The organism is Kitasatospora sp. NBC_01287, from assembly GCF_026340565.1.
Taxonomy (GTDB): domain Bacteria; phylum Actinomycetota; class Actinomycetes; order Streptomycetales; family Streptomycetaceae; genus Kitasatospora.
In genome coordinates, this window is record NZ_JAPEPB010000001.1 from 1,796,874 (window position 1) to 1,818,860 (window position 21,987).

At 74.6% G+C, this 21,987-nt stretch carries 17 protein-coding genes; 5 read left to right on the plus strand and 12 right to left on the minus strand.

Going from position 1 to position 21,987, the window contains the following annotated elements:
* Nucleotides 1–78: 78 nt before the first annotated feature.
* The 3 genes from OG455_RS07370 to OG455_RS07380 all read right to left on the minus strand — a co-directional run bounded on the left by OG455_RS07370 (nt 79) and on the right by OG455_RS07380 (nt 3,100).
* Nucleotides 79–927 carry an ABC transporter permease gene (locus OG455_RS07370; protein ID WP_266291459.1) on the minus strand — a complete coding sequence of 283 codons (849 nt, stop codon included), beginning with the start codon at nt 925–927 and terminating at the stop codon, nt 79–81.
* On the minus strand, nt 924–1,934 hold the full coding sequence (locus OG455_RS07375; protein ID WP_266291460.1) for an NrtA/SsuA/CpmA family ABC transporter substrate-binding protein: 1,011 nt from the start codon (nt 1,932–1,934) through the stop codon (nt 924–926). Before OG455_RS07375 ends, OG455_RS07370 begins: the two co-directional genes overlap by 4 nt.
* Nucleotides 1,935–2,092: 158 nt before the next feature.
* On the minus strand, nt 2,093–3,100 hold the full coding sequence (locus OG455_RS07380) for an ABC transporter substrate-binding protein (RefSeq protein ID WP_266291461.1): 1,008 nt from the start codon (nt 3,098–3,100) through the stop codon (nt 2,093–2,095).
* A 460-nt stretch (nt 3,101–3,560) separates the two neighbouring features.
* Between OG455_RS07380 and OG455_RS07385 the strand changes: the two genes are divergently transcribed.
* The gene (locus tag OG455_RS07385) at nt 3,561–4,298 is read left to right on the plus strand and encodes an IclR family transcriptional regulator (protein WP_266300685.1); all 738 of its coding nucleotides are present in this window, start codon (nt 3,561–3,563) and stop codon (nt 4,296–4,298) included.
* Nucleotides 4,299–4,401: 103 nt separating this feature from the next.
* On the opposite strand, the gene OG455_RS07390 is transcribed toward OG455_RS07385, so the two are convergent.
* From OG455_RS07390 to OG455_RS07410, 5 genes are all read right to left on the minus strand, one after another.
* Nucleotides 4,402–5,172, minus strand: a complete 771-nt coding sequence (locus OG455_RS07390) for a winged helix-turn-helix domain-containing protein (protein ID WP_266291462.1) — start codon at nt 5,170–5,172, stop codon at nt 4,402–4,404.
* A 451-nt stretch (nt 5,173–5,623) separates the two neighbouring features.
* Nucleotides 5,624–6,235 carry an ATP/GTP-binding protein gene (locus OG455_RS07395; protein ID WP_266291463.1) on the minus strand — a complete coding sequence of 204 codons (612 nt, stop codon included), beginning with the start codon at nt 6,233–6,235 and terminating at the stop codon, nt 5,624–5,626.
* Nucleotides 6,216–6,773 (minus strand): DUF742 domain-containing protein, encoded by a 558-nt coding sequence (locus OG455_RS07400; RefSeq protein WP_323185435.1) that lies wholly within the window; start codon nt 6,771–6,773, stop codon nt 6,216–6,218. The genes OG455_RS07395 and OG455_RS07400 overlap by 20 nt, the downstream gene beginning before the upstream one ends.
* Nucleotides 6,770–7,177 carry a roadblock/LC7 domain-containing protein gene (locus OG455_RS07405; RefSeq protein ID WP_266291464.1) on the minus strand — a complete coding sequence of 136 codons (408 nt, stop codon included), beginning with the start codon at nt 7,175–7,177 and terminating at the stop codon, nt 6,770–6,772. The genes OG455_RS07400 and OG455_RS07405 overlap by 4 nt, the downstream gene beginning before the upstream one ends.
* Nucleotides 7,174–9,894, minus strand: a complete 2,721-nt coding sequence (locus OG455_RS07410; RefSeq protein ID WP_266291465.1) for a nitrate- and nitrite sensing domain-containing protein — start codon at nt 9,892–9,894, stop codon at nt 7,174–7,176. Before OG455_RS07410 ends, OG455_RS07405 begins: the two co-directional genes overlap by 4 nt.
* A 432-nt stretch (nt 9,895–10,326) precedes the next feature.
* Between OG455_RS07410 and OG455_RS07415 the strand changes: the two genes are divergently transcribed.
* Nucleotides 10,327–12,150, plus strand: coding sequence for a long-chain fatty acid--CoA ligase (locus OG455_RS07415; protein ID WP_266300687.1), 1,824 nt, complete (start codon nt 10,327–10,329; stop codon nt 12,148–12,150).
* 275 nt (nt 12,151–12,425) lie between these two features.
* Entirely contained in the window at nt 12,426–13,745 is a 1,320-nt protein-coding gene (locus tag OG455_RS07420; protein WP_266291466.1) for a carbohydrate-binding protein, read from the plus strand.
* 223 nt (nt 13,746–13,968) lie between these two features.
* On the opposite strand, the gene OG455_RS07425 is transcribed toward OG455_RS07420, so the two are convergent.
* The 4 genes from OG455_RS07425 to OG455_RS07440 all read right to left on the minus strand — a co-directional run bounded on the left by OG455_RS07425 (nt 13,969) and on the right by OG455_RS07440 (nt 17,447).
* Nucleotides 13,969–14,763: an SGNH/GDSL hydrolase family protein gene (locus OG455_RS07425; RefSeq protein WP_266291467.1), complete on the minus strand. Its 795-nt coding sequence runs from the start codon at nt 14,761–14,763 to the stop codon at nt 13,969–13,971.
* A 242-nt stretch (nt 14,764–15,005) separates the two neighbouring features.
* Nucleotides 15,006–15,365 carry a glyoxalase gene (locus OG455_RS07430; RefSeq protein WP_266291468.1) on the minus strand — a complete coding sequence of 120 codons (360 nt, stop codon included), beginning with the start codon at nt 15,363–15,365 and terminating at the stop codon, nt 15,006–15,008.
* Nucleotides 15,366–15,589: 224 nt separating this feature from the next.
* Nucleotides 15,590–16,201: a hypothetical protein gene (locus tag OG455_RS07435; RefSeq protein ID WP_266291469.1), complete on the minus strand. Its 612-nt coding sequence runs from the start codon at nt 16,199–16,201 to the stop codon at nt 15,590–15,592.
* A 208-nt stretch (nt 16,202–16,409) separates the two neighbouring features.
* Nucleotides 16,410–17,447 carry a hypothetical protein gene (locus tag OG455_RS07440; RefSeq protein WP_266291470.1) on the minus strand — a complete coding sequence of 346 codons (1,038 nt, stop codon included), beginning with the start codon at nt 17,445–17,447 and terminating at the stop codon, nt 16,410–16,412.
* Between the two features lie 318 nt (nt 17,448–17,765).
* Between OG455_RS07440 and OG455_RS07445 the strand changes: the two genes are divergently transcribed.
* Complete coding sequence (locus OG455_RS07445; protein WP_266291471.1) at nt 17,766–18,935, plus strand: exonuclease SbcCD subunit D; 1,170 nt, start codon at nt 17,766–17,768, stop codon at nt 18,933–18,935.
* Nucleotides 18,932–21,982, plus strand: a complete 3,051-nt coding sequence (locus OG455_RS07450) for an SMC family ATPase (protein ID WP_266291472.1) — start codon at nt 18,932–18,934, stop codon at nt 21,980–21,982. The genes OG455_RS07445 and OG455_RS07450 overlap by 4 nt, the downstream gene beginning before the upstream one ends.
* Nucleotides 21,983–21,987: the final 5 nt, after the last annotated feature.

The following is a 21,987-nucleotide window of genomic DNA, read 5'->3' on the forward strand; positions in this document are numbered from 1 at the left end:
GCACGTCAGGCGCAACAAGCACGTCAGGCACCTCAGGCTCAGCAGACACAGCAGACACAGCAGGCTCAGCACGGGTCCTCATCGGGCCGCCCCCGTCCCCGCCGTGCGCCAGGGCATCAGCACCCGTTCCAGCAGCCGCACCAGCAGGTCCGCCAGCAGGCCCAGCAGGCCGTAGATCAGGATGCAGACGGCCAGGATGTCGGTGCGCGCGTAGTTCTGCGCCTGGGTCATCAGATAGCCGATCCCGGCCGTGGAGTTGATCTCCTCGGCGGCGATCAGCGCGATCACGCTGAGCGTCATCGACAGCCGCAGCCCGGCCAGCAGCGCGGGCAGCGCGGTGGGCAGCACCACCTCGCGGATCAGGGCGAAGCGCCCCAGGCCGAAGGTGCGGGCCGCCTCGACCAGCTTGCGGTCCACGCCCCGCACGCCCTGCGCGGTGTTGACGTACATCGGGAACGTGGTGGCGACCGCGATGAGCACCACCTTGGCGGTCTCGTTGATCCCGAACCAGACCATGAAGAGCGGGACCAGCGCCAGGAAGGGCACCGTGCGCAGCACCTGCATCGGTGAGTCCAGCAACTCCTCGCCCAGCCGGAAGAGTCCGGTGACCACGCCGAGCAGCAGCCCGGCCGCCACCCCGAGGAGCAGACCGAGCCCGGAGCGGGTGAGCGAGACGGTGAGCGCGTCACCGAGTTGCCCGTTGCCCCACAGCTCCCCGACCGCCCGCACCACGCCGACCGGCGAGGCGAGCACGTCCGGGGTGAGCACGCCGGTGGCGGAGGCGGCACTCCAGGCGCCCAGCAGGGCCAGCGGGCCCAGCGCGCGCAGCGAGAGCGACAGCGCCCTGGCCCGGGGCCGGGCGAGGTGCACCCGGGGGGTGACCAGCCCTGCTGCCCGGGCAGCAGGGGCGTCCAGGGCCGCGGTCATCGGCTACCGCCGGGCAGCTTGGTGATGTCCAGCAGATCGGGGCGGACGTCCACCTGGCTCTTGGTGATCTTCTGGGCGGCGTAGAAGGCGGCCACCTTGTCGAACCGCGCGGCCACCGTGTCGTCGATCGGCGAGAGCACGCCGTTCTGGCGGCCGAAATCGACGCTGATCTGCTTGCTCCTACCGTTCACCGCCAGCGGTCCGGCATCGGTGAAGACGTTCAGGAAGGCGGCCGGGTCCGCCTTGGCTCGCACGTCGCCGTCGTGCAGGTACTGGTAGAGCGCCTTGGTGATGTCGGGGTGCTGGTCGGCGAAGACGGTGCGCACCGCCCAGACGCTGTAGTTGTCCGACCCCAGCGCGGGGCCGGTGGCCAGGAAGTGCGCGCCGGAGTCGGCCAGCGCGGCCACCGCGTAGCTGCTCCAGGTCGCCCAGGCGTCCACCTGGCCGGAGCTGAAGACCGGGGCGGACTGGTCGGGGCGCAGGTAGACCCGCTGCACCTGGTCGGCGGCGATGCCGTTCTTGGCCAGCGCCTGGAGCAGCAGGTACTCGCCGGTGCCGCCCTGGTTGACCGCGACCTTCTTGCCGACCAGGTCCTGGATCGAGGTGATCGGCGAGCCGTCCTTGACCAGGATGCCCTCGCCGACCGGGTCGGGGTCGGTGGCTGCGAAGAGCTTGAAGCTGGGCTTGGTGGCCAGCGCCGTCACCGCGGAGGTGATCGAGCCGAGGGCGAAGTCGAGTTGGCCGGCGTTGAGCTCCTGGGCGGCGGGCGCGAACGGGCCGGCGCTACCGGTCCAGGCGACCTTGGCGTGCACCGCGGCCAGCGCCCGGTCCAGCGAGCCGTCCTTCTTGCCGAGGGCGAGCACCCCGGAGTTGCCGGGATCGGGGATCCGCACGGTCACCTCGGCGGTGGCGCCGCCCGGGGCGGTGGCCTTGGAGGAGCCGCAAGCGGCGAGGGAGAGGGTGAGCAGCGCGGCGGCTGCGGCGAGCAGGGGGCGGGAGAGGTTCACGTGGGGCTCCGGGTCAGGGTTCGGCGCGGGGCGGGCGCGGGCGGTCAGCGACGGGCGCCGGTGGTCAGCGACGGGCGCGGGCGGTCAGCGGCGGGCGGCCGTCGGCGGCGGCCCGGCGGTCAACGGCGGCCGGTGGTCGGGGTCAGCAGCACCGGGGGTCAGCGGCGACCGGCGCGCAACGCCTCGGCGGCACGCAGCGGTTCGGGGTCGGCCCAGGCGGCCAGGTCCACCGGCTCGGGCAGGAAGCCGTGGCGGTGCAACAGCCGCTCCTGCTGGGCGAGCAGGTCGAGGCGTTCGCGGGCGAGCGAGAGGTGCAGGGTGCGGTGGCCGTCGGCGGCGTAGGCGCCGTGCACGCCCTCGGCACCGGCGCCGGTCTCGGCGCTGAGGATCCGGGCCACCTCCACCGGGTGTCCGGCCGCCCAGTCGGCGGCATCGAGCAGCACCGCGAGGAACCGCACCACCAGGTCGGGGCGGCTGTCCAACAGGTCCTGATGGACCGTCACCGGACGAGGGGTCCCGTTGTTGACCCGGGCGCGCCGGTCCGGCGCCTCGTCCAGTTCCACGGCGACCTCGGCGCCGAAGCGCCGCGCGGCCTCCACGGCCAGTGCGCCCTTCACGTAGACGGCGTCCACCCGGCCCTCGCGCAGCGCGGTCAGCTCGGCGGTCCACTGGCCCTCGCCGGGCCGGGCCGGGACCTCGGTCAGCTCCGCGTCCGCGAGCGAGAGTCCGGCCAGGCCGAGCGCGCCGGTGAAGCCGGCCAGCGCCATCGCCCGCCAGAAGTCGATGCCGATCGGGTGCCGCGGGATCGCCAGTCGCAGTCCGCGCAGCGAGGCCGGACCGCGCAGGCCGCTGCCCGCCCGGACCAGCACCACCTGGCGCTCCTCGATCCAGGTCAGGCCGATCAACCGGGTGCGCTCCCCGCGCGACCGGGCCCAGAGCGCAGGCACGTTGCCGCCCTCGCGGAAGAGGCCGGGCAGCGCGTGGGTGTAGTGGTGGTCGGCGGCGAGCTCGGCCGGGGCGTCCTGCAGGGAGCGCACGGAGATCCCGTCGGCCGCGAACTCGGCGGCCAGGCGGCCCTGGTCGGCGGCGATGCCGGTGGCGGTGGGGACGGGGCAGCGGGTGAACCAGAGCGTGTCGGGGGCCTGGACGGGCGCGGAGCTGGGCATGGCGGCAGGACCTTCTCAGGAAGTGGCGGCGAGGTGGTCGCGAGGGAGGTGCGCGAGGAGGCCTCCCCCTGGGGTGCGGGCACCGGACGGGCGGAGCACCACGGGTGAGGTGTGGGCCTCGGGCTGCGCCGAGCGTTCCATGGCCGACCGAGCCGAGGCAAGCTTTGCCACATGATGGGATTGATTGTTCATCAATGCCACGGTCCCGCAACATCACTGCCACACTGCGGCAGCGAGCACTGCCATATCCTGGGAAGCAACCACTCACACCCGACCGCGCATCCAGACCCGCAGAGGACTCCCCACACCCATGGCCGAGGCCATCCCCGCCGCAACCGACCCCGCTGACGCCACCGAGGCCGCTGATGCCGCCGACGCCACCCGTGCCGCTGATGCCGCTGACGCCGCCGGAACCAAGCGGGTGGCCGCCGGACGCACACCGCCCGGTGGGGCGCAGGCCGTGCAGCGCGCCCTGGTGCTGCTGCACTGCTTCCACGACAACGGCCCGGAGCTGAGCGCCTCCGACCTGGCCCGCCGTGCCCGGCTGAGCGTCTCGACCGCGCACCGGCTGGCCCGCACCCTGGTCAGCATGGGCTTCCTGGAGCAGGACCAGCTCACCGCCCGCTACCGGCTCGGCCCGGCGGTCGCCGAGCTCGGCCAACTGAGCTTCCACCAGCGGGGCCTGCACCTTGCCGGGCCCGAACTGGAGGTGCTGGCCCGGCGGACCGGCGCCACTGCCGACCTGGCGATCCGCAGCGGGGAGCACGCACTGATCCTGGTGGGCGACTCGGTCCGTCCCGAGACCGGGCTGGGACTGCGCCGGCCGCTGCACTCCACGGCGCTCGGCAAGGTGCTGCTGGCCTGGCCGAACCCGGCCGAGTCGGCGCCCGAGCTGTCGGCGGACCACCCGCTGCGCGCCTTCACCGCTCGGACCATCGTCGATCCGGCGCTGCTGGCGGCCGAGTTGGCGCGAGTGCGGGCCGCCGGGCACGCGCTCAACGACGGCGAGTCGGCCGAGGGGGTGCGCACCGTGGCGCTGCCGGTGCTGGACCTCGCGGGGCAGGCCAGGTTCGCCCTCGCCGTCCGCTCCACCCCCGAGCGGCTCACCGCCGAGCGGCTGCCCGAGGTGCTGCGCGAGGCCCACGGCTGCGCGGCCGCCCTGCGCGTCCTGCTGCTGCCGCCGGACCAACGCCCATAGCCCCGCCACGGTTGCGGCTGCGGCTGCGGAGGCAGCCGGGCCGAACAACGACGCGAGCCCGGCCCCGTCGGATCCGGGCCGGGCTCGCTGATCTGACGCGGACTCAGCCCCGGCTGATCGGGGCGTACTTGTAGCCGACCCGCCGCACGGTGACGATGCTGTCGCGGTGGCCGACGCCCAACTTGCGGCGCAGGCGGGCGACATGGACGTCCACTGTCCGGCCGTCGCCGACGTGGCCGTAGCCCCAGACGGCGGAGACCAGGTGGTCCCGGGTGTGCACCCGCTGCGGGTACTGGGTCAGGTGGGCGAGCAACTCGAACTCCAGGTAGGTGAGATCGAGCAGCTTGCCGTCGACGTAGGCGCTGCGCCGGTCCAGGTCGACGCTGATGCCGCGCTGGCCGGCACGGGCCGTCGCCCGCTCCGACACGGAGTTCGGCGCGCTCGCCGTGACGTGTACCGGTGCGACCGGCACCGGCAGCGCCTGGACGGGCGCCGCGGCGACGGCGGCCGAGTCGGCCGGCACCAGCACCAGGTAGCCGACCAGCGACTGGGCCGCCGCGCCCGCGGCGCCCAACTGGGCACCGTACTGGGCAAGTAGACCCTGCGGCAGGGCGGACTGGGGCAGCGCGGCGACGACGGCGGCGCCCTCGGGGAACGCGCCGAGCAGCTCGGTCGCGATGGCGGGCTGCCCGGTCAGCTGGGCATGGCCGAGGGGCAGCAGGGTCGGCGGCAGCAGGGCTGGCGGCAGCGGAGCCGGGGCGGCGGGCGCCTGGTGCCAGCGGTCGGCGGCGGCCGGCGCGGCGGAGACCGAGCGGACGGCGCGCAGGTGGGGAGTGGCGGCGGGGGCGGTCAGGGTGGCCGAGGAGGAAGACATGAGGCAGCTCTTTCGCACAGAACGTTGGGTGGACGTCGTCTGCGCGTCGGACCGGGCTTCGCGGTGCGCGGCCGAACCGGGGTCGGATGACCTGGGATCAGCGGCGGACGAGCCGGGACGCGCGAGGCGAGCCCGGACAGGTCTGGTCGAAAAGGTGCGGCTGCCGGGACGGCCAGAACGGCTCGAGGTCCTGACGGCCTCGGCTGCTGTCCACGGTGGTGTCCATGTCCCCATTGAAGCAGATCCCCTGGGCGCGGCGTCGCACCGGCCGTCGCGCGCTCTGCGAACGCTGCGCTGTCATGGTGCCGCCCTCCCCCGGGTGATCCTGCCGGACGCGTCCGTCGCGTCGCGGCGTGCTCGATCAGAGGCTTCCATGCCGACTGCCTCCAGGGCAAGCTCCGTTCCGATATCCGGACCACCGCACTGAGACGCGGGCACCCGCGGAGCGCGGTCAGCGGCGGTCCGCCGCGTGCCGCACCAGCTCGATCAGCACCTCCTTGCCGTCCGCGCGCCGCCGGGCGTCGCAGAGCAGCACCGGTACGGCCGGGTCGAGGTCGAGCGCCGCCCGGACGTCCTCGGCTGCGAAGACCGGGGTGCCCTCGAAGCAGTTCACCGCGATCACGAACGGAATGCCGCGCTGCTCGAAGAAGTCGACCGAGGGGAAGCAGTCGGCCAGGCGGCGGGTGTCGGCCAGCACCACCGCACCGAGCGCGCCGCGCGCCAACTCGTCCCAGACGAACCAGAACCGGTCCTGGCCGGGGGTGCCGAAGAGGTAGAGGGCGAGCCCGGGGCGCAGGTCGATCCGCCCGAAGTCCATCGCCACCGTGGTGGTGTGCTTCCCGGCCACCGCGCTCGTGTCGTCCACCGGTCGGCCCAGCTCACTCAACCGCTCCTCGGTGCGCAGCGGGCGGATCTCGCTCACCGCACCGACCAAGGTGGTCTTACCGACCCCGAAGCCGCCGGCCACCAGGATCTTCAGAGCGATCGTCGGCGCACCGTCAGCGGTGCGCCAGGGAACATTGCCTGACGATACGTCAGACGCTTTAGAGTGCTCGGAGGCCATTGATCACTTCACGGAGCAGGCGCTCGTCCGGCAGTTCGGCGAGCGGGACGGGCCGGGTGACATCGATCAGCCCGGCGTCGTGCAGGTCACCCAGCAGCACCCGGACCACACTGACCGGCAGGTCGGTGTACGAGCCGAGCTCGGCCACCGAGAGCGATCCCCGGCGGCACAGACCGAGGATCGCGAGGTGTTCGGGGTCCAGCACCGGTTCCGGAACCACCGCCACACCACCGAACGGGCCGGCGGTGCCGAAGCGGTCGGCCGGGTCGGCGAGCGAGACCATCGAGATCAGGTCGAAGAACCCGTCCCCCACCGGTCTGGTGCGCCCTCTGGTCAACGCGAAGAGCCGCACCATCGGACCGGCCTCATCGTCGAACCACTGCACCTGGTCCGCGAGTTCGACACCGTCGACGGCGCCGCCGAGCACGCCGTCCACAGCGCCGCCGGCAGCACCATCGCGGCCGGCACCAACGTGATCAGGACCGACCCGGTCGGCGGCGGGTCTGCCCGGCTCCCGCTCCGGCAACTGCCCGGTCATCCGGCCGGATGCCGGGGCTCGGCGGCCAAGTGCTCCCCGACCCGCTTGACCAGTAGCGCCATCTCGTAGGCGACCTGGCCGATGTCGGAGTCGGCGTCGCTCAGCACGGCCAGGCAACTGCCGTCCCCGGCCGCGGTGATGAAGAGGAAGGCCTCATCCAGCTCCACCATGGTCTGCCGCACCCCGCCGACGTCGAAGTGCCGCCCGGCACCCTTGGCCAGGCTGTGGAACCCGGCGGCGACGGCGGCCAGGTGCTCGGCGTCCTCCCGGCCCAGCCCCTGCGAGGCGCCGGTGGCCAGGCCGTCGCTGGAGAGGATGACCGCGTGCCGCAGCGAGGCCACCCGTCCCACCAAGTCGTCCAGAAGCCAGTTGAGGTCGCCGGACGGCTGGGTCATTGCGGTCATCGATCAGGTCCTTCCGCTGATGCGGGTGGTGCTGGGCGTGGAGCGGCCGGCAGTGCCGGGGGTACGGGGGACGCCGCCAGTGCGCGGCGGACGTCCGGCAGCGGGCGCCGCCCGCCGGCGGGCGACAGCGGCCCGGCGGGCGGAAGTGGCCGCAGGGGCGGCTCCGTGCCGGGCAACGGTGCGCCGGCCGCGATGCCCGGGTCAGGTGGCACCCCGGTGGGCGACGGCGCGGCCCGCCCGCGGCTGAAACCGCGCTGGAACGAGCTGAAGGTGGCCCGCGCCTCCTCCGGCGACCGCTCGCGCACGGACTGCGGCTCCGCCGAGCGGTCGGCCGCGCGCGCAGCGGCCTCCTTCAACTGCGGTGCCAGGTTGGCCTGTCGGACCCGGCGCGGGAGCAGTCCACCGGCGGCCGGCGGAGCACCAAGGGCATCGGGGGCATCGGATGCAGCGGAGACATCAGGGCTTCCAGGCACGTCAACTGAGTGACCGTCAGCATCCGCGACGTCCAGGCCCTGCCGCCGGTGCCGCCCCGTACCGCCCGGCGCGGGGACCAGCACCGGCCCGCCGGTCGCCCGGCGCCTGGGCAGGCCGCCGGGTGTACGCGCGGGCTCGGCCCCGGCAGGCTGCGGCCCGGTGACCGGCCGCTGGTGCGCACCCCGGGTCCGCGCGGCGCCCGCCCGCCCCGCCGTGCTGCCCGTCGCGGCCCCGCCGGTCACGGCGACCAGGTCCCGCTGGCGTGGCATCGCGGCTGGCCCTGCGGCACCGGCACCGACACCGCCACCGGGCACCGGCACCGCCCCGGGCGGCACCGCGACGCCGCCCGGCACCTCCGCGAGCAGTTCCCGGGGTATCAGCACCACGGCCGTGGTCCCGCCGTAGGGCGAGGCCCGCAGGCTCACCCGGACCCCGTGCCGGCGCGCCAGCCGGCTGACCACGAAGAGGCCGAGCCGGTCGGTGTCGGTCAGGTCGAAGGCCTGCTCGACCTCCAGCCGCTGGTTGATCTCCGCCAGGGCCGGCTCGCTCAACCCGAGCCCGCGGTCGTCTATCTCCAGCGCGAAGCCGTGCGCGACCACCTCGCCCTGCACCGTCACCTGGGTCTGCGGCGGCGAGAACACCGCGGCGTTCTCGACCAGTTCGGCGATCAGGTGGGTCACGTCGGCGACCGCGCTGCCGAGCAGCCCGGTGCCGGGGAACGGGCGGACGATGACCCGCGCGTAGTCCTCCACCTCGCCGACCGCCGCGCGCACCACGTCGACCATCCGCACCGGCTTGCGCCAGGCGCGGCCGGGCGAGCCGCCGGAGAGGATGATCAGGCCCTCGGCGTGCCGGCGCATGCGGGTGGTCAGGTGGTCGAGCTTGAAGAGGTCCTCCAGCTCCGCCGGGTCCTCGGTGCGCCGCTCCATGGTGTCCAGCAGGGTCAGCTGACGGTGCAGCAGCACCTGGCTGCGCCGGGCCAGGTTGACGAAGACCGCCGAGACGCCGCGCCGCAGTTCGGCCTGCTCGACGGCGGCCCGCACCGCGGCGCGCTGCACCTGGTTGAAGGCCCGGCCGACCTGGCCGATCTCCGCGTCGCCGAACTGCAGCTCGGGGGCCTCCGCCGCGATGTCCACCGGCTGGCCGTCGCGCAGCCGCCGCATCACCGAGGGAAGCCGGGCCCCGGCCAGGTCGTGCGCGGCGTTGCGCAGCCCGATCAGCTCGCGCACCAGCCCCCGCCCGATCCGCAGCGAGATCACCACCGAGAGCACGATCGCCAGCAGCCCGATCACACCGGCGACCAGGCCGCGCCAGAGCAGGCCCATGGCGTAGGAGGTGGCCCTGGCGCCGAGGGTGTCGGCCAGCTTGCTGTTCTCCTGGCTGAGGTCGCCGAGCATCCGGTCGGCGGTCTGCCGCCAGGTCGCCTCGCTGACGCTCTGCACGGCGTCGGCCGGCTCGCTGGCGCTCTCGAACTCCCGGTCCGCCAGGTCCAGCGCCCTCCAGTCGTCGCTGCCCTGCAGCGCCAGGTAGTCGCTCTGGTCGGGCTGGTCCAGCTCGCCGATGTAGACCTCGAAGAGCGCCTGCTGATCGTGCATCGGGTCGAGCACCGCCTGCTCCTGCTGCAGGGTCGGGACGGCGCTGGCCAGCATCCCCTCCATCGCGGCGTCCTGCTGCGAGAGGTACTCCCGGGCCCGGGTGAGCTCGATCAGGATGGTGCCCTGCCGCGGCAACTGCCCGCTCTGCTGGCTGACGAAGGCGGACCGGAAGCCGAAGGCCGGCAGGATCAGCCCGCTGTACTGGGTGATCGCGAAGCCCCAGCTGATCGACTGCTGCCCGACCTGGCCGCGCAGCAGGGTCAGCTGACCCGCGGCACTCAGCACGTCCTGCAGCCTGGCCCGCTCGGCGCTGGAGAGCTTGCCCGCGTCCGAACCGCCGGCCTTCTGCCGCAGCAGCGCGAGGTCCTGGTCGGTGGTCTTCTGCGCGTTGAGGTAGTCGGTCTGCACGTCCGAGGCCTGCGGGCGGGCCAGCAGCACCACGGCGGCCCGGCGCTCGTCCTGCAGGTCGCGGGCCACCTGGTCGACCGGGGCGCCGAAGGCCTTGTAGGTCGAGGCCACGTTCAGCTGGTTCCAGAAGTCGCTGGTGGTGACGAGGGTGGCATAGGCCCACAGGCCCACCAGCGCCACGATGGGCACGAGGAGCAGCGCGATGATCTTCGCGCGGATCGAGCTGCTGCGCAGACGCATGGAGTCCTCGGGAGGGTGTGCCCGGGTGGGAGTCTGCGCGAGCTTACTACCCAATGCTGACTGGTTCGACGGGTCTCGGCGATCGATCCTGATCTGTTGTTCCCGGGTGCCTGATCCGTTGTTGGCAGGCGCATGATCCAGCATTGGCCAGGATTGGCAGGCGCATGACGCGTGGCACGAACGGGACACGAACGGGACCTGACGCCTGGCACGAACCGGACCTGACGCGCTTGGCACGCACGGCTCCTGATGCCTGGCACGTACGGCTCCTGGCAGTGCCTTTCCAGCTGCGGACCGTGCGTGGTTCCGCTCGGCTCTGGGCAGCGCCGCGACGATCCGCTACCGTCGCTACCGAGCCCCGGGAGGTCACCTCAGGCGTCCGAATCGACCACGGAACGTGGTCGGCGGCGGGGCCGGAGAGGCCGGAGGATGCTGCGCGAGCTGAGCACTCCGCCACTGGCGCCACCCGCGCCCGGCGGGCTCGCCGACTCGGTCTACCAGGCGGCCGAACTCACCCCGGAACTGGTCCAGTTCTCCCGCCGCGCGGGCTCCGGGCGGTGGGTGCCGGTCACCGCGGCCGGCTTCCGGGACCAGGTCCTGGGTCTGGCCAAGGGCCTGCTGGCCCGCGGCGTGCGGTTCGGCGACCGGGTCGCGCTGATGTGCAGGACCCGCTACGAGTGGACGCTCTTCGACTACGCGCTCTGGTCGATCGGCGCCATCCCGGTGCCGGTCTACCCCACTTCCGCGCCCGAGCAGGTGCGCTGGATCCTGGCCGAGACCGACGCGGTGGCCTGCGTGGTGGAGAACGAGGACCACGCGATGACCGTCGGCGCGGTCTGCGACGCGCTGCCCCGGCTGACCGGCATCTGGCAGCTCGACCAGGGCTGCGTGCGCACGCTGACCACCGAGGGCGCCGAGGTCCCCACGGGCCTGGTGCACCGTCAGCGTGCGGCGGTGACCGCCGAGTCCATCGCCACCGTGATCTACACCTCAGGCACCACCGGACGCCCCAAGGGCTGCCTGCTCACCCACGGCAACTTCACCGCCGAGGCGGACAACGTGCTGGCGGGCTGGGCGGACGTCTTCCGCGACCGGGCGGACGAGCAGGCGGCGACCCTGCTCTTCCTGCCGCTGGCCCACGTCTACGCCCGGATGGTGCAGGTGGCCGCGGTGCGCGGCGGGATCCGGCTCGGACACCAGGCCGAACTCGGCACCGAGACGCTGCTGCCCGCCCTGGCCTCGTTCCGGCCCACCTTCCTGCACACCGTGCCCTATGTCTTCGAGAAGCTCTACGACTCGGCGCGCCGCAAGGCCGAGAGCGAGGGGCGCGGGGAGCTCTTCGACCAGGCCGAGGAGACCGCGCTGCGCTGGGCCCGGGCCATCGAGCGGCGGGGGCTGGGCCACGGGGCGGGCCCCGGACCGGGGCTGCGGATGCGTCACCTGGCCTACGACCGGCTGGTCTACCAGCGGATCCGGGCCGCACTGGGCGGCCGGGTGCGCAGCGTGATGTGCGGCGGCTCCTCGCTCCGCCGCGAGCTCGGCCTCTTCTTCGCCGGCGCCGGGATGACCGTGTACGAGGGCTACGGGCTGACCGAGACCACCGCGGCGATCACCGCCAACCCGCCCGACTGCCCCAAGTTCGGCACGGTCGGCAAGCCGATCCCCGGCGCCGAGGTGGCGATCGGGGACGACGGCGAGGTCTGGGTGCGCGGCGGCGGCGTCTTCGGCGGCTACCTCAACCACCCGCGCTGCACCGCCGAGTCGCTGCGGGACGGCTGGCTCGCCACCGGCGACCTGGGCGCACTGGACGAGGACGGGTACCTGACCATCACCGGGCGCAAGAAGGAGGTGATCGTCACCAGCAGCGGCAAGAACCTGGCGCCCTCGGCGCTGGAGGAGCGGGTCCAGGCACATCCCCTGGTGGCCCACTGCGTGGTGGTGGGCGACAACCGGCCGTACGTGGCCGCGCTGATCACCCTGGACCCCCGGGCTCTGGAGCACTGGCACCAGTCCCACCGGCGGGCCCCGGCCGACGAGTTGACGGCGCTGGCCGACGAGGAGCTGCACACCGAGATCCAGCGCGCGGTCGCGGCCGCCAACACCGCCGTCTCGCGGGCCGAGTCGATCCGCGCGTTCCGGCTGCTGCCCGGCGCCTTCACGGTCGAGCAGGGACTGCTGACCCCCTCGCTCAAGCTGCGCCGCCAGGCGATCGCGCGGTGGTACGCGGCCGACATCGAGGCCCTCTACCAGGGCTGACGCACCGACAGCGGGCCGACAGCAGGTCGACGGCGGGCCGGCAGCAGGCCGACAGCGGGATCGACCGAGGGGCCGGCAGCGAGGCCGGCCGAGTCGCCGGCCCCGGCATTGGGGCGCGGTTCGGCAACCTGAAGCGAACCTTAAGCCGGACGCCGACCCTTGACCTCCCAGTTGGTCTAGTCCACTTTATTGGCAGGTCCGTGCGACACCCTGCCCCGCGCTCCCCCACCTGTGCGCGGGACGGTCCCCCACTGTCATTTTCCGGAGAGGTTCCGATGGAACGCGCCCAGCAGCTACCTCCCGCCCCCGCCACACCGACCGCCCCACACGGTCGGCACTCGCGGCGCCGCGGCACCACCGTGACCACCGGGCTGGCCGCCCTCGGCCTGCTGGCCGGGGCCCTTGCCGCGCTGGCCGGCGGCGGCTCCGCGCAGGCGTCGGCCACCACGGCGACCGGCGGCGCCCTGACCAGCAACTGGTACGCCTCCGCGCCGTACCTGATGCCCGAGGACAACAGCGCGCCGGACGCCGGCGCGGTGATGGACGCCACCGGGCAGAAGGCCTTCCAGCTGGCCTTCATCCTCGACTCGGGCGGCTGCACCCCGGCCTGGGGCGGCACCTCCTCGATCACCACCGACACCACGATCCCGGCCGTGATCCAGGAGATCCGGGCCAAGGGCGGCGACGTCTCGGTCTCCTTCGGCGGCTACGGCGGCAACAAGCTCGGCCAGGACTGCGGCACCCCGGAGGCCACCGCCGCCGCCGAGCAGCTGGTGATCAACAAGTACGGGCTGCACGCGATCGACTTCGACCTGGAGGAGCCGGAGTACGAGAACACCGCGGCGATCCACAACGAGATCGGCGCCGCGAAGATCCTGCAGGCGAACAACCCCGGGCTCTACATCTCGATCACCACCGCCGGCACCACCGCCGGCACCGGCTGGTTCGGCACCCAGATGCTGAACGAGGCCAAGTCGCAGGGCTTCACCCCGAACAACTACTCGATCATGCCGTTCGACGGCGGGTTCAACGGCGCCGCCGCCCAGATCGCGGCGCTGACCTCGTTCAACAACATCCTGCAGACCACCTTCGGCTGGAGCGCGGCGACCGCCTACGCGCACGAGGGCGTCTCGATGATGAACGGGCGCACGGACGCGGCCGAGTACTTCAGCCAGGCCGACTTCCAGAGCGTGCTGAACTTCGCGACCACCAACGGGCTGGCCCGCTACACCTTCTGGTCGGTCAACCGGGACCGGCAGTGCACCCCGGTGGTCGACCCCGGGCTGTCCGGCGCCTGCTCCGGCGTGACGCAGAACCCCTGGGACTTCACCAAGTACACCGTGCAGTTCGCCGGCGCGACCCCGCCCACCACGCCGCCGACCACCGCGCCGCCGGTGAGCAGCCCGCCGGTGAGCAGCCCGCCGGCCACCACGGGCACCTGCACCCTGCCGGCCTGGAGCGCGAGCGCCACCTACACCGCCGGCGCCAAGGTCTCCTACAACGGCCACGACTACCACGCCAAGTGGTGGACGCTGAACGAGATCCCGACCGCGAGCGGCCAGTACGGCGTCTGGGCCGACGACGGCCCCTGCTGACCAGCTCCGACTGATCGGCTCGTGTGCTGACCAGCTCCTGGGCCGACAGGCTCCTGTGCTGATCGGCTCCGGCAAGCGCGGCGGTGGCCGCCCGGGTGTGTGAGCACCCGGGCGGCCACCGCCCTTTGCGAGTGGTTCCCGCCGCCCGCTCGGGCGGCGTGCTGCCGCCGGTCAGGCAGCGTTGGCCCACCGGCCCAGGAGCCGGTCAGGCAGCGTCGGCCGGTCAGGCAGCGTTGCGGAAGACCGGCAGGTAGCCGAGCGACTGACCGTCGGCGGTGGGGTGGTAGCTCTCGTCGATGGGCAGGGTGGTGCTGTGCAGCCACTGGTCGTCGCTGCAGATCTCGTGCCCGCTGAAGGCGCTGCGGACATCGGCGAAGGTGAAGCCGGCGTTGGCCGCCGCCTTGGCGATCACCGTGTCCAGGCTGTCGGCAGCGCCGTTGATCGCGTTGCGCGACGTGTCGCTGATGCCGAACCAGCAGTCACCGGGGACCTCGTAGAGGTGCGGGTAACCCAGCACCACGACCTGGGCCTGCGGCGCCTTGGCTCTGATCGCCGCGTACAGCTGGTTGAGCTGGCCGGGCAGGGTGTTGGTGGCGTAGGACTCGGCGGTGGCGACCGCGCTCAGGCAGGAGCTGGTGCCGTCGAGCACGCAGGTCTCCATGGTGTTGGAGAAGCCCGCGTCGTTGCCGCCGATGGTGAGGCTGATCAGCGTGGTGGCGGAGGTCACCGCCGAGAGCTGGCTGTTCAGCACGTCCCCGGTCACGGCGCCGGAACAGGCGACGAAACTGAAACTGCTCGGGTGGTTCGCCGAACTCCACAGCTCGGGGTACGAGCTGAGGCTGCGGCTGCAGTCGCCGCTGGAGCTGTCGTAGTTTCCGGCACCGACGCCGGCCGAGTAGGAATCGCCGAGTGCGACGTAGTTGACCGTCGCCGCGTTGGCGGGTGAGGCGAGGAACAGGGTGGCAACGCCGAGCAGCAGGGCCATGAGGCCGCCGGAGAGAGCACGGGTGGGGCGCATTGCACCTCCATCAGGACGGGAGAGTGACGCGGGTTACTCCGTGGTACCAGTGGCGCCGACTCTCGGGAAGTGCCCATGCCAAAGAAGTTGACTGGAATTCTCGTTCCGGAAGCAGAAGTTGGCGCCGATGTCAGTTTGGCGTCGACTTTCTGGAGAGAAGGTTGGGGCCGGCTCGAAATGCAGCGGAAATACGCTGGAACCCGGTCGCGTGTGAACCAGCGGTGCCGATGAGCCGAATCCCGCTACCCGCAGACCACTTCGAGTTCAAATCCTTGACGGTCCACCAGGTGCACGGTCTCGCCGGTGTCCACCCGCAGCGTCCAGCCGGCCGCCAGCGCGGCGCCCACGGCCGCGCGCGAGCCGTGCACCGCCAGATGGTTGAGCCCGGCGCGCAGCCGGTCGTGCCCGCCGGGGCGCAGCGCCGGCGACTGCTCGATCACCAGGTAGCCGTCGCCGAGGCGCCAACTGCGCCCGGCCTCCCACTGCTGGAACGGGACGCAGCCGAGCGCGAGCAGCACCGGGGCCCACTGCTCCGCGGCCACGGTCAGGTCATCGACCCAGAGTTCGACGTGATGAAAGAGACCGCCACTCGGCCCAGGCATGTGCACTCCCCCTTGAACCGCCACCCGACGGATCGCCACCGACCCTAGCCGACCGGACGTGACGACTCACCGGAATTCCCGCACCGCGCCGCGACGACAGGCGCACCGCGGCCACCGTGGTCACCGCGCGCACACCGACGCGGCAGCTTGCACACATGCGCCCGGCGGCCGACCCGGCGCCGGCTGCCTACGGCCGGCTGCCGACGGCCGACCATGACGCTCCGTCAGGCAGCCCCCGGGAAGACCTCGCAACCCGCCAACGGCAGCTCCTCGATCACCTCGTTGGCAGCCTCCGGCACGCCGAGCCGGCTCACCGCCACCCGCACCGCCGCCCGGGCCTGACGCAGCCCCGGCGGGCCCCAGCCGAGCAACTCGACGACCAGGCCGGGCGCCACCAGCAGCCGCCGGTAGTGCCGCCCGGACGCCGGGTCGGGCGCGCTCGGGCCGACCTCACGCAGCGCGGCCGCCATCCGGACCCGGGCGCACTCGTGACCACCGTTCGCCGAGCCGACCCGGTCGTAGAGGTAGCCCAGGTAGTGGGCGGGCCCGATCACCGCCTGCGCCTCCTCGGCCGCCTCACGGGCCAGCGCCACCGCCGGGTCCCCGGCGTCCTCGGCCTCCAGTGAGCCGCCGGGCAGGCTGACGATGCCGTCCTTGGGGTTGACCAGCGTCAGCACCCGCCCGTCCGGCGCGAAGAGCCAGCCCCAGGACTGCTTCACCGGCAGCCACTCCGGCACCGCCTCGCCCGGGCGCCAGGGCCAGCCGGCTGCCGGGCGGCGCCGGATGCGGCCCAGCAGATCGGCGATCTCCGCGCTGTACTCGATCCGCTGCTGCATAGGTCCCCCTCCGGAGTCGGGCCGCTCTGGCCGGCTGGTGTGACACGGCGGCCGGACCGGCGCGTGGATCGGGGTTCGCGCGGGGTCCGACGTGTTGATCTTCCCCGAACAGAAGGTCGATGAACAGCCCTCACGCCCGCTCGGGGCACACCGGCGCGCCGCCGTCAACGGGCGATCCGCTCAGGTCACCGACCCACGGGCGATCCGCTCAGGTCACCGGCCCACCCCCGCCCCAGCGGCCGCCCGGCAGCGCGAAACCGGCCCGCACCCGCACCGGCCCGCCGACCGGGCCCGCCGCGAGCCCCGGCGGCCGGGCCAGCGCGGCCCGCACCCCGCTCGCGTCCAACGGGACGAGCCCGCCGGCTCCGAGCGCCCAGCCCCGCACCGTGCGGGCCCGGGCCGGCGGGCATCCGCTGCGCGCCAGCAGCTCGCCGCCGCGGTGCTCGGCCAGCCCGGCCGCCAGCACCGCCCGGAACGCCTCGACCGCCCGCGGCCCCACCGGCCCGCACCCGCGCCGGTGCCCGCACCCCGCGCGGACCTCCACCACGTCACCCGGCTCCGCCATCTCCCCCGCCGCCTCCCGCGCCCCGCCGGGCACCGCCAGGCCGAGCAGGTGGCACCCCTCACCCAGCCCGCCGATCAACGCCCCGAGGAGCAGTTCGGCGTGCGCCAGCGCCCGCGCCGCCGGCCCCGCCGCACCGCCGACCGCCTGCCGCAGCCGCTCCAGGGCCAGCGAGATCCGCACCCGGGCCAGGTGGTCGTCGACCAGCTCGGGCAGCAGCGCGGCCAGCCGCTCGCCGCCGTAGACGAAGGGCGCGCCGGCCAGCTCCGGATCGGCGGCATAGGCCACCCGGGCCACCGCCTCGCCGGGCGCCAGCCCGCGCACCGCGCAGAAGTCCGCGTAGTCCGCCGGCTCCAGCACCCGCAGGTGCACCTCGACCCCGTGCCGGGCCATCGCCCGCAGCTGCGCCTCGGTCCGCCGCAGGTAGCGGCCGAAGCCCTCGGCGCCGAAGAGGCCCAGCCCGCGCAGCCGCCGGTGGTCCACCGGATCGGCCGCGACCGCCACGGCCACCGGCTGCCCCGCCCCGCCGCCGCCCCCGGGCTGCCCGCCGACCGGGCCCGCCTCGAGCCCCGGCAGCCCGACCAGCCCGGCCCGCACCCCGGGCACGCCCGGCACCGGCCCGCACCCGGCCGCCGGCCCACACCGCGCCGCCCGCCGCACCGTCATCGCCATCGTCCTCGACATGGTCCACGCCCTCTCCGCGATCGCTCGCCGCAATCCGACTCGCCGTAAGTTCGACTCACCGCGATCCGACTCGCCGTAAGTTCGACTCACCGCGATCCGACTCGCCGCGATTCCATCGATCGCCGTCGAACCTACAGAGCGCCACTGACAATCCACCCTGCGTCACTCCGAACGGGTGAACCAGTCCGCCGGCCTCGCCCCTGACCCGCCCCCGACCCCGCGGCCCCGGGCGGCGGGCGGGGCGGGCGGGGCCGCCGGGGCGGGCGAGCGGCCGTGAGGTGGCTGTCGCTGTCGGTGGGCCCCGTTAGGGTCGGGGTCATGCGACTGCTGCATACCTCCGACTGGCATCTGGGCCGCTCCTTCCACCGGGAGAGCCTGCACGAGGCCCAACGCGCCTTCCTCGACCACCTGGTGGCCGTGGTCGAGGCGCGGGGCGTCGACGCCGTGCTGGTCGCCGGGGACGTCTACGACCGGGCGCTGCCCGGCCTGGAGGCGGTCGCGCTCTTCGACGAGGCGCTGCACCGGCTGGCCGCGCTGCGGGTGCCGACGGTCTTCATCAGCGGCAACCACGACTCTGCCCGGCGCCTGGGCGTCGGCGCCGGGCTGATCGAGCGGGCCGGCATCCACCTGCGGACCGACCCGGGCGCCTGCGCCACCCCGGTGCTGCTCGCCGACGCCCACGGTGAGGTGGCCGTCTACGGCCTGCCGTACCTGGAGCCGCTGCTGGTCCGCGAGCGGTTCGGGCTCGAACGCGGCGGGCACGCGGCCGTGCTCGGCGCCGCGATGGACCAGGTGCGGGCCGACCTGGCGACCCGCGCCCCGGGCACCAGGGCGGTGGTGCTGGCGCACGCCTTCGTCACCGGCGGCGCGGCCAGCGACAGCGAGCGCGACATCGCGGTGGGCGGCGTGGCGAGCGTGCCCGCGAGCCTCTTCGAGGGCGTGCACTACGCGGCGCTCGGCCACCTGCACGGCGCCCAGACCCTGGCCCCGCACCTGCGCTACAGCGGCTCCCCGCTCGCCTACTCCTTCTCCGAGGCCCGGCAGCGCAAGACCATGTGGCAGATCGACCTGGCCGCCGACGGCTCGGTGGCCGCCGAGCGGGTCGACTGCCCGGTGCCGCGCCCGCTGGCCTGCCTGCGCGGCCCGCTTGAGCAGTTGCTCAGCGATCCCCTGCTGGCCGAGCACGAGCAGTCCTGGGTGCAGGCCACGCTCACCGACCCGGCCCGGCCCGCCGAGCCGATGGAGCGGCTGCGCCACCGCTTCCCGCACACCCTGCAGCTCCTCTTCGAACCGGACGAGCGGCCCGCGGCGGCCGCGGCCTCCTACGCCTCACGGGTGCGCGGGCGCGCCGAGCTGGAGGTGGCCGAGAGCTTCGTGCGGCACGTGCGACCCGGCGTCGAGCTGGCCCCGGCGGAGCGCGACTGGCTGCGCGCCGGCTTCGAGCGGGCCCGCACCGACCAGGAGCAGCGGGCGGAGCTGCCCCGATGAGGCTGCACCGACTCACCGTCACCGCCTTCGGCCCGTTCGCCGCCCGCCAGCAGGTGGATTTCGACGCGCTCGCCGCCGGCGGCCTCTTCCTGCTGCGCGGGGCCACCGGCGCCGGCAAGAGCAGCGTCCTCGACGCGGTCTGCTACGCCCTCTACGGCGAGCTGCCCGGCGCCCGCCGGGCCAACCGGACGCGCAGCGACCACGCGGACCCGCAGCAGCTGACCACGGTCGTGCTGGAGCTGACGCTGGGCGGCCGCCGACTGGAGATCACCAGGCTGCCCGAGCAGCCCAGGCCCAAGAAGCGCGGCACCGGCTGGACCACCGAGAAGGCGCAGACGCTGCTGCGCGAGTGGGTCGCCGACGCGGGCCAGGGGCAGCCCGGCTGGCGGGCGGCCAGTCGCTCGCACCAGGAGACCGGTGAGGAGATCCTGCGGCTGGTCGGCATGAGCAGGGAGCAGTTCTGCCAGGTCGTACTGCTGCCGCAGGGCGACTTCGCGCGCTTCCTGAAGGCCGACGCGACCCAGCGCGCCGAGCTGCTCGGCAAGCTCTTCGACACCGAGCGCTACCGCCGGGTGGAGGCCTGGCTCGGCGAGCGCCGCCGTGACCACGAGGCGGCCCTGCAGGCCGACCGCCGCGTGCTGCGCGAGCTGGTCAGCCGGATCGAGCAGGCCGCGGGGCCGGCCGCCCAACCCGCCGCCGAGCACCTGCCCGCCGAGGGCGAGCCCGGCACCGACGACGCCGCGCTCACCCGCGCGGCCCTCGGCTGGGCCGCCCTGCTGCGCGTCGACGCCCTGGAGCGGGCGCAGGTCGACGCCTGCGCGCTGGCCGCCGCCGAGGCCCGCCAACTGGCCGCCGAGCAGCTGCTGACGGCCCAGCAGGAGCTGGCGGGCCGTCAGCAGCGGCACGGCGTCGCAGTGCGCCGGGCCGCGGCACTGGCCGCGACGGGCGAGCGGCGGGAGGCCGAGCGGCGGCGGCTGGCCCAGGCCCAGGCCGCCGTCGCGGTCGAATCCGCGCACCGCGCCCACGCGGCCGCCGCCACGGGCCACCAGCGGGCGCGGGAGCAGGAGGAGCAGAGCCGGCAGCGCCTGGCCCCGCTCCAGGGCGTGGCCGCGAAGGCTGCGGCCCCGGCCGAGCGGCTGGCCGAGGCGGAGGGCGAGGTGCGGGCCGCGATCGGGCGGCTGGAGTCCGCGGCCGCCGATGAGCGGCGCGGCGCCGCGCTGGCCGAGGAGCGGCGCCGCGAGGCCGCCGAGCTGCGCGCGGCCGAGGAGCTGGCCCAGGAGGCCGAGGCCTGGCTGACGGAGCGGCAGGCCGGGGCCGAGGCCCGCCGGCAGCGCGAGGAGGCGGCTCGCGGCGCCGCGAGCCTGGCCCAGCAGCTGGCCGACCAGCGGGAGGAGGCCGAGCAGCGGCTCGCGGCCGCCCACCGGCGGGACGAGCTGCTGGCCCGCGCCACCCACGAGGAGCAGGCCCTGCTCACCCGGCGGCAGGCCCTGCTCACCGCCCGCTCGCACACCCTGGATCTGCGGCAGCGCCGACTGGACGGGATGGCCGCCGAGTTGGCCGACCGGCTGCGCGCGGGGGAGGCCTGCCTGGTGTGCGGGGCTCGCGAGCACCCGGCGCCGGCCGCAACGGCCACCGCGGCGGTCCGCCCGGCGGACGAGCGGGCCGCCGTCGAGGCCGAGCAGCGCGCCGAACGCGCGGCCACCGCCGCCGAGGCCGGGCTGACCGACCTGCGGGTCGCCGTGGCCGCGGCCGCCGCGACGGCCGGCCCGGAGCCGCTCCCGGCGCTGCGTGAGCGGCTCGAGCAGCTGACCGGCGCGCACCGCGCCGCACTGCGCGCCGCCGAGGAGCTGACCGCGCTGCTGCAGGAGCGCGAGCGCGCGGAGCGCCGGGAGCAGCACTACGGCACCCAGCTGCACGAGAGCCGCGAGCGGGCGGCCGCCCGGACGGCCCGGCTGGAGGTGCTGGCCGCCGAGGAGGCCGAGCTGGCCGCCCGGGTCACCGAGGCACGCGGCGACGCTCCCTCGGTGGCCGCCCACGCCGAGCGCCTGGAGCGGCTCGCACAGGCGCTGGCCGCCGCCGCCCGGGCCGCCAGGAGCACCGAGCAGGCGGCCGCGCGGCTGGAGGAGGCCGAGCGGGAGCTGGTGCTGACCGCCCGCACCGCGGGGTTCGCCGCCCCGGCCGAGGCGGCGGCCGCCGCACTGCCCGCCGAGCGGCTGGCGGCGCTGGGCCGCCGGCTGGAGGAGGACGCCGCCGAGCAGCGCGCCGTCCAGGACGAGTTGACCCGCCCCGAGCTGGTGGCCGCCGCCGGCCTGCCGCCGGCCGACCCGCCGCTGGCCCAGCAGGCGCTGCGGCGGGCCACCGACGCCCTGCGCGGAGCCGCCGCCGATGAGCGCACCGCCCGCGAGCGGTGCGCGGAGCTGGCCGGGCTCGGGCAGCGGCTGGCCCGGCTGGCCACCGAGTTGGGGCCGCGGCTCGCGGCCTTCGGCGAGATCAGCCGGCTGGCCCAGCTGGCCGGCGGCACCAGCGGCGACAACCGGCTCAGGATGCGCCTGGAGTCCTACGTGCTGGCCGCCCGGCTGGAGCAGGTCGCGGCCGCCGCCAGCACCCGCCTGGTCAAGATGTCCGGCGGCCGCTACACCCTGGTCCACAGCGACGAGCGCGAGCGCGGCACCGGGGCCCGCCGCTCGGGCCTGTCCCTGCTGGTGGTCGACGCCTGGACGGGCACCGAGCGGGACACCGCCACGCTCTCCGGCGGCGAGAGCTTCTTCGCCTCGCTCGCCCTCGCCCTCGGGCTGGCCGACGTGGTGACGGACGAGGCCGGCGGCATGCCGCTGGACACCCTCTTCATCGACGAGGGCTTCGGCACGCTGGACGAGCAGGCCCTGGAAGAGGTGATGGACGTGCTCGACGGCCTGCGGGAGCGCGACCGAGCGGTCGGCGTCGTCAGCCACGTCGCCGACCTGCGCCAGCGCATCCCCACCCAGCTCCTGGTCCGCAAGTCCCGGCACGGCTCCACCCTGCACCTCACCGGCCCGGACGCGGGGTAACCGCC

Excerpts from the sequence above, each read along its gene's own strand:
- OG455_RS07370 (WP_266291459.1), bottom strand. The coding sequence starts at position 927 with ATGACCGCGGCCCTGGACGCCCCTGCTGCCCGGGCAGCAGGGCTGGTC.
- OG455_RS07380 (WP_266291461.1), bottom strand. The coding sequence starts at position 3,100 with ATGCCCAGCTCCGCGCCCGTCCAGGCCCCCGACACGCTCTGGTTCACC.
- OG455_RS07390 (WP_266291462.1), bottom strand. The coding sequence starts at position 5,172 with ATGTCTTCCTCCTCGGCCACCCTGACCGCCCCCGCCGCCACTCCCCAC.
- OG455_RS07395 (WP_266291463.1), bottom strand. The coding sequence starts at position 6,235 with ATGGCCTCCGAGCACTCTAAAGCGTCTGACGTATCGTCAGGCAATGTT.
- OG455_RS07400 (WP_323185435.1), bottom strand. The coding sequence starts at position 6,773 with ATGACCGGGCAGTTGCCGGAGCGGGAGCCGGGCAGACCCGCCGCCGAC.
- OG455_RS07405 (WP_266291464.1), bottom strand. The coding sequence starts at position 7,177 with ATGACCGCAATGACCCAGCCGTCCGGCGACCTCAACTGGCTTCTGGAC.
- OG455_RS07410 (WP_266291465.1), bottom strand. The coding sequence starts at position 9,894 with ATGCGTCTGCGCAGCAGCTCGATCCGCGCGAAGATCATCGCGCTGCTC.
- OG455_RS07420 (WP_266291466.1), top strand. The coding sequence starts at position 12,426 with ATGGAACGCGCCCAGCAGCTACCTCCCGCCCCCGCCACACCGACCGCC.
- OG455_RS07425 (WP_266291467.1), bottom strand. The coding sequence starts at position 14,763 with ATGCGCCCCACCCGTGCTCTCTCCGGCGGCCTCATGGCCCTGCTGCTC.
- OG455_RS07430 (WP_266291468.1), bottom strand. The coding sequence starts at position 15,365 with ATGCCTGGGCCGAGTGGCGGTCTCTTTCATCACGTCGAACTCTGGGTC.
- OG455_RS07435 (WP_266291469.1), bottom strand. The coding sequence starts at position 16,201 with ATGCAGCAGCGGATCGAGTACAGCGCGGAGATCGCCGATCTGCTGGGC.
- OG455_RS07440 (WP_266291470.1), bottom strand. The coding sequence starts at position 17,447 with ATGTCGAGGACGATGGCGATGACGGTGCGGCGGGCGGCGCGGTGTGGG.
- OG455_RS07445 (WP_266291471.1), top strand. The coding sequence starts at position 17,766 with ATGCGACTGCTGCATACCTCCGACTGGCATCTGGGCCGCTCCTTCCAC.
- OG455_RS07450 (WP_266291472.1), top strand. The coding sequence starts at position 18,932 with ATGAGGCTGCACCGACTCACCGTCACCGCCTTCGGCCCGTTCGCCGCC.